Below are 11585 nucleotides of genomic sequence, written 5' to 3' on the forward strand. Positions count from 1 at the left end.
TCCCGCAGCGCGGGGCGGCCGCCGTCGTGTGCGACCGGGACGCTGCCGCCGCGCGCGACGGGGTGGCCGCTCCGGCTTCAAGCGGTCCGGCCGCGGCCGCGCGTGACCGGGTGGCCGGCCCCCGGCCTCAACTGGTCGTGCCGCTTCCGGCGTTGTCGCCGTGGCCGTCGTCGAGCCAGTGCTGCCGGCCCACACCGATCAGCCGCAGGCGGCGGATCGCCAGCCGGGTGATGCGCTCCCGCTCCTCGGGCCCCGCCTCCTGCGCCTCGAGGAAGCCGCAGGCCGTCATGATCATCTGGTCCACGTAGAGCTGGGCCAGCATCAGCAGATCGTCCCCGCTCCAGCCCTCCGACACCGGGTCCTCGGCCAGCGCCTCGGCCACCTCCTCGGCGAACCGGGCGAGTTGCTCGCCTATCGCCTCCCGCACCGGCCGGACGCCGCCGTACCGCTCGCGGGCGATGAACCGGACGTGCGCCGGGTGCCGTTCCACATGACCGGCGATCAACTCCACGGCCCGCACGATGCGTTCCTCGGTGTCCCCGGTGGTCGACAGCGCGGTCCGGATGGTCGGGTGCAGACTGCCCAGCGCCTCCTCGACCAGCGCCACGCCCAGATCCGCGGTGGAGCGGAAATGCCGGTAGAACGCGGTCGGGGCCACCCCCACGGCGCGGGTGACCTCACGCAGCCCCAGACTGCTCAGGCTCTGCCCCTCCAGCAGCTCGAGCGCCGCGTCGAGGAGTGCCTGCCGGGTCTTCTGCTTCTGGGCCTGCCGGATGCCGAGGGTGTGACTCATGCCATGCAGTTAACAACTGTTCTCCGGAAATGGAAAGGTGTGACACACGCTAGACTGGAAAGTCAGTGAACAAGTGTAACTACAAACGTTCACCGAAATCCTGGGGGACCACTCATGCTGTTCATCGTCGCCGCGCTGCTGCTCCTGGGCGTCGTCCTGGGCACCGTGGCCCACGCGCCGCTGTCCTTCTCCGTCGCCGCGGCCGTCGTCATCGCCGCCTGGCTCGGCATCTTCGCCCTCCGCGAGCGGCACGGCCGCCGCCGCGGCACCCAGGCCCGCTGACCGGGCCCCTCGAGACATCCGACCCGTCCGACCAAGGGAGCCCGATCACCATGCAGCTCACCGCACCCGCCGGCCGCCGCACCGGACTGCGCGACACCGACGGCATGGCCGTCGCGTCCTTCGTCCTGGGCCTGCTCGGCCTGCTCGTCCTCAACGTCTTCCTCGGGCCGATCGCGATCGTGCTGGCCACGGTGGCGCTGGTGCGCGGCACCCGCCGCCCCGGCCGCGCCTGGCTCGGCCTCGGCCTCGGCATCGCCGACCTGCTGGTCCTCGCCGCCTTCATGCAGGCGGACAACACCATCTCCTGGAGCATCTGAACCGGCGCCCCGGCACGGCCGGCCCTGAGCCTCCCGCACTCGGGGAGGGCCGGACCATGCCGCCGGCGACACCGGCCGGACCGCCGCACACATGCCCGACCAGGGACCGGGAGAGACGAGCCGGGACCCGTAGAATCGGGCTCACCATGGCTTACCTCGACCACGCCGCGACCACCCCGATGCTTCCCGAGGCGGTCGAGGCACTCGCCGCTCACCTCGGTGTCACCGGCAACGCCTCCTCCCTCCACGCCGCCGGCCGCCGCGCCCGCCGCACCGTCGAGGAGGCCCGCGAGACGCTCGCCGAGGCGCTCGGCGCCCGGCCCAGCGAGGTGGTCTTCACCTCCGGCGGCACCGAGGCCGACAACCTCGCCGTGAAGGGGCTGTACTGGTCCCGGCGGGACGCCGACCCGGCCCGCACCAGGGTCCTCGCCAGCCCCGTGGAGCACCACGCCGTCCTCGACGCCGTGGACTGGCTCGGCGAGCACGAGGGCGCCACCGTCGAGTACCTGCCCGTCGACACCTACGGCCGGGTCCACCCGGACGCCCTGCGCGAGGCCATCGCCCGCAACCCCGACGACGTGGCCCTGGCCACCGTGATGTGGGCCAACAACGAGATCGGCACCATCCTGCCGATCCGCGAACTCGCCGAGGTGGCCGCCGAGTTCGGCATCCCGCTGCACTCCGACGCGGTGCAGGCCTTCGGCCAGGTGCCCGTCGGCTTCGGCGCCTCCGGCCTCGCCGCGATGACCGTCTCCGGCCACAAGATCGGCGGCCCGTACGGCATCGGCGCGCTGGTCCTGGGCCGCGAGCACACCCCCGTGCCCGTGCTGCACGGCGGCGGCCAGGAGCGGCATGTCCGCTCCGGCACCCTCGACGTGCCCGCGATCGCCTCCTTCGCCGTCGCCGGGAGGCTGGCCGCCGAGCAGCAGGAGTCGTTCGCCCGCGAGATCGGCGCGCTGCGCGACGACCTGATCACCGCGGTCCGCGAGGCGGTCCCCGACGCCATCCTCGGCGGCGACCCCGCACCCGAGGGCCGGCTGCCCGCCAACGCCCACTTCACCTTCCCCGGCTGCGAGGGCGACTCCCTGCTGCTCCTGCTCGACGCCCAGGGCATCGCCTGCTCCACCGGCTCCGCCTGCACCGCCGGCGTGGCCCAGCCCAGCCACGTCCTGCTCGCCACCGGCACCGACCCCGACCTGGCCCGCGGCACCCTGCGCTTCTCGCTGGGGCACACCTCCACCGAGGCCGATGTGGAGGCCGTCGCCAAGGCCATCGGCCCGGCGGTGGAACGGGCCCGGGCGGCGGGGCTGACGTAACGGCCCGCCAGGGACGCACGCCCGGCAGGTCACGCCTGCGCCGCCGTACGGGCCCGCCGGACCAGCTTCATATAGCGGTCCCAGTCCCAGTGCGGTCCCGGGTCCGTGTGGTCGGTGCCCGGGACCTCCACATGCCCGATGATGTGCTCGCGGTCCACGGGGATGTCGTAGCGGGCGCATATCCGGGCCGTGAGGCGGGCCGAGGACTCGTACATCGCGTGGGTGAAGTCCTCCGGGCGGTCCACGAAGCCCTCGTGCTCGATGCCGATGCTGCGCTCGTTGTAGTCGCGGTTGCCCGCGTGGTAGGCCACGTCCAGTTCGCGGATCATCTGGGTGACCTTGCCGTCCTGGCCGACGATGTAGTGCGTCGCCGCCCGGTGCCCAGGGTCCTGGAAGGCCTTCACGGCGCTGGCGAGATCGCCCTGGGTGACATGGACGACCACCATGTCGATGCGGAAGTCGGCCGGCCGGTCCGCGCGGCGCCAGTTGGCGTCGGAGGCCGCCAGCCAGCGCGCACCCGTGTAGTCGACCTCGCCCGGTTTGCGCGGCTTGTCCACGCCCGGCACCCGCCACCACAGCCGCGCCAGCTCGTCACGGGCCAGCGCCGCGGTGCCCGCGGCGGCGGCCAGACCGCCCACGACCAGGGCCCGCCGCCCGATGCGCCGGTCCCCGTCAGCCGAATTCCCGGATGCTGTTGCCCCCACGCGATCCTCAACGGATATCCGGCGGCCCCGGTTCCCGCGCCCCCGTACCCTGGAGGGGTTATGACTGACACCCCGCAGCCCCACCGCCCGCTCCGCGTCCTGGCCGCCATGTCCGGCGGAGTCGACTCCGCCGTCGCCGCCGCCCGCGCCGCCGAGGCGGGGCACGACGTGACCGGCGTCCACCTCGCGCTCTCCGCGAACCCGCAGTCGTTCCGCACCGGGGCCCGGGGCTGCTGCACCATCGAGGACTCCCGCGACGCCCGCCGCGCCGCCGACGTCATCGGCATCCCCTTCTACGTGTGGGACCTCGCCGACCGCTTCCGCGAGGACGTCGTGGAGGACTTCGTCGCCGAGTACGAGGCCGGCCGCACCCCCAACCCCTGCCTGCGCTGCAATGAGAAGATCAAGTTCGCCGCGCTGCTGGACAAGGCGCTCGCCCTCGGCTTCGACGCGGTGTGCACCGGCCACTACGCCAAGGTGGTGGTGCGCGAGGACGGCACCCGCGAGCTGCACCGCGCCTCCGACCTGGCCAAGGACCAGTCGTACGTGCTCGGCGTGCTCGACGACCGGCAGCTCGCGCACGCGATGTTCCCGCTCGGCGACACCGTCACCACCAAGGAGGAGATCCGCGCGGAGGCCGAGCGCCGCGGTCTCGCGGTCGCCAAGAAGCCCGACTCGCACGACATCTGCTTCATCGCCGACGGCGACACCCAGGGCTTCCTCGCCAAGCGGCTGGGCCGCTCCGAGGGCGACATCGTCGACGAGGCCGGCAACAAGCTCGGCACCCACGAGGGCGCCTACGGCTTCACCATCGGCCAGCGCAAGGGCCTGCGCATCGGCACCCCCGCCCCTGACGGCAAGCCCCGCTACGTCCTCGACATCTCGCCGGTGGACAACACCGTCACCGTCGGCCCCGCGTCCGCCCTGGACGTCACCGCCCTCACCGGCGTCCGGCCCCGCTGGTGCGGCGCCGCCCCGTCCGGCCCCGGCACCTACACCGCCCAGCTGCGCGCCCACGGCGACGAGACGGAGGTGACCGCGGAGCTGGTCGACGGCGAGCTGCGGGTGCGCTTCGCCGAGCCGGTCCGGGGCGTGGCACCCGGCCAGGCGATCGTGCTCTACGACGGCACCCGTGTGGTGGGCTCGGCGACCATCGCGTCCACGGTCCGTGCGACGGCCGGCGTGGCCTGACCCGGCCCGGCACACCCCGAGGAGGGCGCGCTCACCTCACCGCGTCGGCCCCGGTGCCCTCACCGCGCGAAGAACTCCGCCAGCACCGGTGCCAGCACGTCCGGCTCCACCATGTGCGTCTGGCCCTCCAGCGTGCGGTAGGTGCCGCGGGGCACCCACTCCGCGATCGCCCGTGCCGCGTCCCGCATCCACGCGGGGCTCGCGTCGCCCGCGGTCGACAGCACCGGAACCTGGATCGAGGCCAGCAGCTCGCGCGGGACGCCGCCGTCGCCCATCACGGCGTCGTCGTAGGCGAGAGACGGCGCCATCGACTCCATCCCGGCCCACATGGGGGACTGCCGGGCGCCCTTGATCACCGCATCGCTCAGCCCCGTCAGCCGGAGGAACAGCTCCACCGCGTCCCCGCGCCGCCCCTCGGCCAGCGCCGCGTTCAGCCGCTCGGTGTACTCCGCGCGCTCCCGCAGCGCCTCCCCGGACATCGCGTACGGCGTCTCGTAGACGGCGACATGCCGCACCGGCAGCCCGCTCGCCGCCGCCCGCAGCGTCAGCGCACCGCCCGAGGAGGTGCCGTACAGCGACGCCTCGCCGCCCACCGCCTCGATCAGCGCCGCCAGATCCTCGACCTCGCGCTCCACCGCGTACGGCGCCGTGTCCCCGCTGCGTCCCCTGCCCCGGCGGTCGTACACCACGACCTGGAACCGCTCGGAGAGCGGGGCGGCCAGCGGAGCCACCGTCGCCCCCGTCGACATCGCCCCGCTGACGAGAACCACGGCGGGCCCGCGCCCCGCACTCTCATAGGCGATGGAGGTGCCGTCGCGCGAAAGGATGTTCTTGTCCATGCCTGTGCAGACTGCCGCACGGCACCGGATTCGTCGGTGAGGCGGGCCGCGCGTCCACGCGGTCAGCCCACCCCGGCTCCCGTGGAAGCCGGCTCCACCACGCGGCCGTGCCCGTTGCTCCGGTCGGCGGTAATGCGGCGTCCCGCCGTCACGAGGGACCGTCCCCGGGGTAGCGAACCACCCGGCTACAGCGCACGCTGAAGCGGAGTTCTTCCCGAGGAGGGACCATGCCCGCCAAGGACATCCGCAGGAACCGGAGCAGCCTCGCCCACCAGGTCCGCTACGCACTGCGTCACCCGCAGCGCGTCCCCGCGTACGCCCGGCGGGCCCTGCGCGACACCTGGCTGAGGCTGCGCCACCGCGACCACATCGCCTACTACCGGGCCGTGATGGCCTCCGACGCCGCCCGCAGCGCCGAGGCGGCGGTCGGCCACAACCCCTCCAAGGAGACCTGGGCCCGCATCGGCCGGATGCAGTTCGACTACCTGACCGGGCACGGCCTGAAGCCCGGACACCGGATGCTGGACATCGGCTGCGGCAACCTCCGCGCGGGACGCCTGTTCATCGACTACCTGGAGCCCGGCCACTACTACGGCATCGACATCTCCCCGGACATCCTGCTCGCCGCGCAGGACACCCTGGTGCGCGAGGGGCTCCAGGCCAAGCTGCCCTACCTGGCCCTCGCCGACGACCTGACCTTCGCCTTCCTGCCCGGCAACCACTTCGACGTGGTGCACGCGCACAGCGTCTTCTCGCACTCGCCGCTGAACGTCATCGAGGAGTGCTTCGCGCACGTCGGCCGGATCCTCGCGCCCGGCGGCTTCTTCGACTTCACCTTCGACCGCACCGAGGACGAGGAGCACCACGTCCTGCGCGAGGACTTCTACTACCGCACGCAGACGCTGACGGACCTCGCCGCCCGGTACGGGCTGTCGGCGCGGTTCATGGACGACTGGGAGAAGCTGCCGCACCGGCAGTCCAAGATGCGCCTGACCGCGGTGTCCGACCGGGCCCGTACCGTGGGGTCGTGAGCACCCGTACCGTGGGGCCATGAACATCTGCGTCTTCCTCTCCGCCGCCGAGCTCGCCGACCGCTACACCCGCCCCGCGCGGGAGTTCGCGCGGCTGCTCGGCAAGGGCGGGCACACCCTGGTGTGGGGCGGGTCGGACGTCGGGCTGATGAAGGTCGTCGCCGACGGGGTGCAGGAGGCGGGCGGCCGGCTGGTGGGCGTCTCCGTGGAGTTCCTCGCCGCCAAGGCGCGCGAGGGCGTCGACGAGATGGTGATCGCCAAGGATCTCGCCGAGCGGAAGCGGCTGCTGCTGGAGAAGGCCGACGCCGTGGTGGTCATGGTGGGCGGCACCGGCACCCTCGACGAGGCCACCGAGATCCTGGAGCTGAAGAAGCACGGCCACACCGACAAGCCGGTGGTGCTGCTCAACACCGCGGGCTACTACGACGGCCTCAAGGAGCAGTTCCGCCGCATGGAGGAGGAGGGCTTCCTGCCCCGCCCGCTGGCCGACCTGGTGTTCTTCGCCGAGGAGCCGGTCGGCGCGCTGGCCTACCTGGAGGAGAGCCTGGGCATGGCGTGACCGCCCGGTGATGCGACCATGGCGGGCATGGCTACACATGTGATCACCGGAGCGGGCTCCGGCATCGGCGCGGCCGTCGCCCGCCGTCTGCACGCACGCGGCGACCGGCTGGTGCTGCACGCACGCGACGCGGGCCGGGCCAAGGAGCTGGCCGCCGAGTTCCCCGGCGCGCAGACCCTGGTCGGGGACCTCGCCGACCCCGACCGGCTCAGCTGGGCCTTCTCCCACCAGTCTCTGCCGGACCGGGTGGACTCCCTGCTGCACATCGCCGGCGTGGTGGACCTCGGCCCGGTCGGCGAGCTGACCCCGAAGACCTGGCGGCACCAGCTCAACGTCAACCTGATCGCCCCCGCCGAGCTGACCCGGCACTTCCTGCCCCAGCTCCGCGCCGCCCGCGGCCACGTGATCTTCGTCAACTCCGGCGCCGGACTGAACGCCCACGCCAACTGGTCCGCCTACGCCGCCTCCAAGCACGGCCTGAAGGCCCTCGCCGACTCGCTGCGCCACGAGGAGCACGCCAACGGCATCCGCGTCACCTCCGTCTACCCCGGCCGGACGGCCAGCCCCATGCAGGCCAAGGTCCACCAGCAGGAGGGCAGGGAGTACGACCCGGCGCGCTGGATCGACCCCGAGTCGGTGGCCACCACCATCCTCATGGCACTGGACCTGCCCAGGGACGCGGAGGTCAACGACCTGACGGTGCGGCCGGGGCCCTGAGGCCGAGCCGGGGACTGCCAGGGCGGGGCCTGCGGGCCGGGTACTGCCGAGGCGGGGGCGGGCCTGCCGTGCCGGGGACCGGGGCGTGGCCTGCCGTGCCGGGGACCGGGGCGGGGCCTGCCGTGCCGGGGACTGCACGGGCCGGGCCGCACGCGGGCGGGGGCACCACGGCACCGGCGACCCCGGTCCCGTTCCGTAGGCTCTGCACGTGAGCGAAAACAGCCAGTTCAGGTTCGGTCCCGCCACCGGGGTGGGTTCCATGCCGGGCGGCGACGCCCGGGAGGCCGTCAAGACCGTCACCGGCAGCTTCGAGGACTTCCCGTTCCTGCCCGAGCTGCCCGCCCGGGGGCCCGGCGCGGACATGATCGGGCGGACCGCCGGCCTGCTGGTCGAGCTGTACGCGCGGGTGGAGCCCAGCGGCTGGCGGCTCGGCGACCGGCCCGGCCGCGACACCCGGCGGGCCCGCTCCTGGCTCGGCGAGGACCTCGACGCGCTGGAGGAGTTCACCCAGGGCTACCAGGGCCCGCTGAAGGTGCAGGCCGTCGGCCCCTGGACGCTGGCCGCGAGCCTGGAGCTGAAGAACGGCGAGGCCGCCGTGTCCGACCCCGGTGCCTGCCGCGACCTCGCCGCCTCGCTCGCCGAGGGGCTGCGCCTGCACCTCGACGAGGTGGCCCGCCGGGTGCCCGGCGCGCAGCTGGTGCTGCAGCTCGACGAGCCGTCGCTCACCGCCGTGCTGCGCGGCCGGGTGCGGACCGCCAGCGGCTACCGCACCCATCGCGCCGTCGACCGGCAGATCGTCGAGTCCGCGCTGCGCGACGTGGTTGCGGTTCACGACGGCGGGCCCGTCGTGGTCCACTCGTGCGCACCGGACGTCCCGTTCGCCCTGCTGCGCCGTGCGGGCGTGGCGGGGATCTCCTTCGACTTCTCCCTCCTCACCGAGCGTGACGACGAGGCGATCGGTGAGGCGGTGGAGGGCGGCACCCGGCTGTTCGCCGGTGTCGTCCCCGGTACGGACGCCCCATTGTCAGACCCTGCCGGTAGCGTCATGGGTGTCAGAACGCTGTGGCGCAGGCTGGGGCTGCGGCCGGGGCTTCTCCCGGAGGCGGTCACGGTCACCCCGGCGTGCGGGCTCGCGGGGGCGTCCCCGGGGTACGCACGCGCGGCGTACGCCCACTGCGTCCGGGCGGCGAGATCCCTCGCGGACAACCCTGAGTAACGGGAGGACACACGGTGGCCGGCGACCAGCAGGCGGAGACGACGAGCGTGCCCGCGGAGGCACGGGAGAAGCACGCACAGCTCGCTGAGCAGATCGAGGAGCACCGCTTCCGGTACTACGTGAAGGACGCCCCCGTCATCAGCGACGCCGAGTTCGACCGGCTGCTGCGTGAACTGGAGGACCTGGAGGAGCAGTACCCGGCGCTGCGCACCCCGGACTCGCCGACGCAGAAGGTCGCCGGGTCCTACGAGACGGAGTTCACCCCCGTCGAGCACCGCTCGCGCATGCTCTCGCTCGACAACACCTTCAACGACGAGGACCTCGCCGCCTGGGCCGAGCGCATCCACCGCGAACTGGGCGATCAGGACTACCACTTCCTGTGCGAGCTCAAGGTCGACGGCCTCGCCGTCAACCTCACCTACGAGCGGGGCCGGCTGGTGCGCGCGGCGACCCGAGGCGACGGCCGCACCGGCGAGGACATCACGCCCAACGTCCGCACCATCGCCGAGGTCCCGGACCGGCTGCACGGCGACAAGGTCCCGGACCTGGTCGAGATCCGCGGCGAGGTCTACTTCCCGATGGAGAAGTTCCAGGAGCTCAACGCCCGCCTGGTGGCCGCCGGGGAGAAGCCGTTCGCCAACCCGCGCAACGCGGCGGCCGGTTCACTGCGCCAGAAGGACCCGAGGGTCACCGCCAGCCGCCCGCTGCACATGGTGGTCCACGGCATCGGCGCCCTGGAGGGCTACGAGGGCCTGACGCGGCTCTCCCAGGCGTACGACCTGCTCAAGGAGTGGGGCCTGCCCACCTCCCCGCACAACAGGGTGGTCGACGACCTCGACGGCGTCCGCGCCTTCATCGCGTACTACGGCGAGAACCGCCACTCCGTGGAGCACGAGATCGACGGCGTGGTGGTCAAGCTCGACGAGATCCGCCTCCAGGGGCGCCTGGGCTCCACGGCCCGCGCGCCCCGCTGGGCCATCGCGTACAAGTACGCGCCCGAGGAGGTCAACACCAAGCTGATCGACATCCGCGTCGGCGTGGGCCGCACCGGCCGGGTCACCCCGTACGCCCAGGTCGAACCGGTCACCGTGGCCGGATCCGAGGTGGAGTTCGCCACCCTGCACAACCAGGACGTGGTCAAGGCCAAGGGCGTGCTGATCGGCGACACCGTGGTGCTGCGCAAGGCCGGTGACGTGATCCCGGAGATCCTCGGGCCGGTCGTCGACCTGCGGGACGGCAGCGAGCGGGAGTTCGTGATGCCGAGCGAGTGCCCCGAGTGCGGCACGCCGCTGCGGCCGATGAAGGAGGGCGACGTCGACCTGCGCTGCCCCAACGCCCGCGGCTGCCCCGCCCAGCTGCGGGAGCGGCTGTTCTACCTCGCCGGGCGCAAGGCGCTGGACATCGAGCACTTCGGCTATGTCGCCGCCGCCGCGCTGACCAAGCCGCTGGAGCCCAAGGAGCCGCCGCTGAAGGACGAGGGCGACCTGTTCGACCTCACCGTGGAGAAGCTGCTGCCCATCAAGGCCTATGTGCTGGACCAGGACAGCGGTCTGCCGAAGCGGGACCCGAAGACGGGCAAGGAGAAGGTCGTCACCGTCTTCGCCAACCAGGAGGGCAAGCCGAAGAAGAACGCCCTCGCCATGCTGGAGAACATCCAGGCGGCCAAGAACCGCCCGCTCGCCCGCATCCTGACCAGCCTGTCCATCCGGCACGTCGGACCGGTGGCGGCGGAGGCGCTGGCCCGGGAGTTCCGTTCCATCGACCGCATCGAGCAGGCCAGCGAGGAGGAGCTGGCGAACACCGAGGGGGTCGGTCCGACCATCGCCGCCTCCCTCAAGCAGTGGTTCGCCGAGGACTGGCACCGGGAGATCATCCGCAAGTGGAAGGCGGCCGGCGTCCGCATGGAGGAGGAGAGCTCCGGCGAGGGCGAGGGGCCCCGCCCGCTGGAAGGACTCACCGTCGTGGTGACCGGAACGCTGGACAACTACACGCGGGATGGCGCGAAGGAGGCCCTGCAGAGCCGGGGCGCCAAGGTGACCGGATCGGTCTCCAAGAAGACGTCCTTCGTCGTGGTCGGCGACAATCCGGGATCGAAATATGACAAAGCGATGCAGCTGAAGGTGCCGGTTCTGGACGAGAGCGGTTTCAACGTCCTTCTGGAGCAGGGACCTGAGGCCGCGGCAGCTGTCGCTCTTTCGGCCGAGGAGTAACGGTTGAAGCCCACCCGATCGGCGCATACCAGATGCATACGGGTGGCAGGGGCGCATTCGGGCAACCGTCGGCGACCGGTGCCCGTAGAAGCCTTCTGCGGCCTACTGTTGAGATGTGCACCTGCCGTGCCCAGCTGCGGTCGGGGCATCCCCGTGTTCGTGAGGGGCTTCGGGGAAGGGCTTTCCACCGCGGAGCCGCAGAGGGTGGTCGAGGCGGGAGCCGCGTGGCGTGGGCACCGCCGGCTGTGAGAGGGACGGGAATGGAACCGACCGAGAGCGCCGCCCCGGGCTCACGGCTGCGCCTGCGCGGTGCGGCGGCCGTCTGGCGTCGCCGCCGCGCGAACGGCCGGCCAGGCACGGGGCCCGCGGACCGGTCCGGCACACCGGGGCGGCCGGGGACGCACCCCGCG

Annotated in this window: 12 protein-coding genes; 9 read left to right on the forward strand and 3 right to left on the reverse strand. The window is 72.8% G+C overall.

The window, feature by feature from the left end; genetic code table 11:
• Positions 1 to 127: 127 nt before the first annotated feature.
• On the reverse strand, positions 128 to 793 hold the full coding sequence (locus ABD198_RS20855) for a TetR family transcriptional regulator (RefSeq protein WP_344004079.1): 666 nt from the start codon (positions 791 to 793) through the stop codon (positions 128 to 130).
• Between the two features lie 114 nt (positions 794 to 907).
• Between ABD198_RS20855 and ABD198_RS20860 the strand changes: the two genes are divergently transcribed.
• The 3 genes from ABD198_RS20860 (at position 908) to ABD198_RS20870 (ending at position 2708) form a co-directional block, all read left to right on the forward strand.
• Positions 908 to 1075, forward strand: coding sequence for a hypothetical protein (locus ABD198_RS20860; RefSeq protein WP_344004082.1), 168 nt, complete (start codon positions 908 to 910; stop codon positions 1073 to 1075).
• Between the two features lie 50 nt (positions 1076 to 1125).
• Positions 1126 to 1392 carry a DUF4190 domain-containing protein gene (locus ABD198_RS20865; protein WP_344004085.1) on the forward strand — a complete coding sequence of 89 codons (267 nt, stop codon included), beginning with the start codon at positions 1126 to 1128 and terminating at the stop codon, positions 1390 to 1392.
• Positions 1393 to 1538: 146 nt separating this feature from the next.
• Positions 1539 to 2708 (forward strand): cysteine desulfurase family protein, encoded by a 1170-nt coding sequence (locus ABD198_RS20870; RefSeq protein ID WP_344004088.1) that lies wholly within the window; start codon positions 1539 to 1541, stop codon positions 2706 to 2708.
• 29 nt (positions 2709 to 2737) lie between these two features.
• On the opposite strand, the gene ABD198_RS20875 is transcribed toward ABD198_RS20870, so the two are convergent.
• Entirely contained in the window at positions 2738 to 3412 is a 675-nt protein-coding gene (locus ABD198_RS20875; RefSeq protein WP_344004091.1) for an N-acetylmuramoyl-L-alanine amidase, read from the reverse strand.
• Between the two features lie 60 nt (positions 3413 to 3472).
• On the opposite strand from ABD198_RS20875, the gene mnmA reads away from it, so the two are divergent.
• The gene (gene mnmA / locus ABD198_RS20880) at positions 3473 to 4603 is read left to right on the forward strand and encodes a tRNA 2-thiouridine(34) synthase MnmA (protein ID WP_344004094.1); all 1131 of its coding nucleotides are present in this window, start codon (positions 3473 to 3475) and stop codon (positions 4601 to 4603) included.
• Positions 4604 to 4662: 59 nt separating this feature from the next.
• Here mnmA and ABD198_RS20885 read toward each other — a convergent pair whose 3' ends face one another.
• Entirely contained in the window at positions 4663 to 5442 is a 780-nt protein-coding gene (locus ABD198_RS20885; RefSeq protein WP_344004097.1) for an alpha/beta fold hydrolase, read from the reverse strand.
• Between the two features lie 227 nt (positions 5443 to 5669).
• Here ABD198_RS20885 and ABD198_RS20890 point away from each other — a divergent pair, with 227 nt between their 5' ends.
• From ABD198_RS20890 to ligA, 5 genes are all read left to right on the forward strand, one after another.
• Complete coding sequence (locus ABD198_RS20890) at positions 5670 to 6473, forward strand: class I SAM-dependent methyltransferase (RefSeq protein WP_344004099.1); 804 nt, start codon at positions 5670 to 5672, stop codon at positions 6471 to 6473.
• A 19-nt stretch (positions 6474 to 6492) separates the two neighbouring features.
• Positions 6493 to 7032: an LOG family protein gene (locus tag ABD198_RS20895; protein WP_344004102.1), complete on the forward strand. Its 540-nt coding sequence runs from the start codon at positions 6493 to 6495 to the stop codon at positions 7030 to 7032.
• An 18-nt stretch (positions 7033 to 7050) separates the two neighbouring features.
• The gene (locus ABD198_RS20900) at positions 7051 to 7749 is read left to right on the forward strand and encodes an SDR family oxidoreductase (RefSeq protein ID WP_344004105.1); all 699 of its coding nucleotides are present in this window, start codon (positions 7051 to 7053) and stop codon (positions 7747 to 7749) included.
• Positions 7750 to 7957: 208 nt separating this feature from the next.
• Positions 7958 to 8965 carry a methionine synthase gene (locus tag ABD198_RS20905; RefSeq protein ID WP_344004108.1) on the forward strand — a complete coding sequence of 336 codons (1008 nt, stop codon included), beginning with the start codon at positions 7958 to 7960 and terminating at the stop codon, positions 8963 to 8965.
• A gap of 14 nt (positions 8966 to 8979) precedes the next feature.
• Positions 8980 to 11175 carry an NAD-dependent DNA ligase LigA gene (ligA, locus tag ABD198_RS20910; protein ID WP_344004111.1) on the forward strand — a complete coding sequence of 732 codons (2196 nt, stop codon included), beginning with the start codon at positions 8980 to 8982 and terminating at the stop codon, positions 11173 to 11175.
• Positions 11176 to 11585 lie beyond the last annotated feature (410 nt).

Source organism: Streptomyces thermocarboxydovorans (assembly GCF_039524635.1).
Lineage (GTDB): Bacteria > Actinomycetota > Actinomycetes > Streptomycetales > Streptomycetaceae > Streptomyces > Streptomyces thermocarboxydovorans.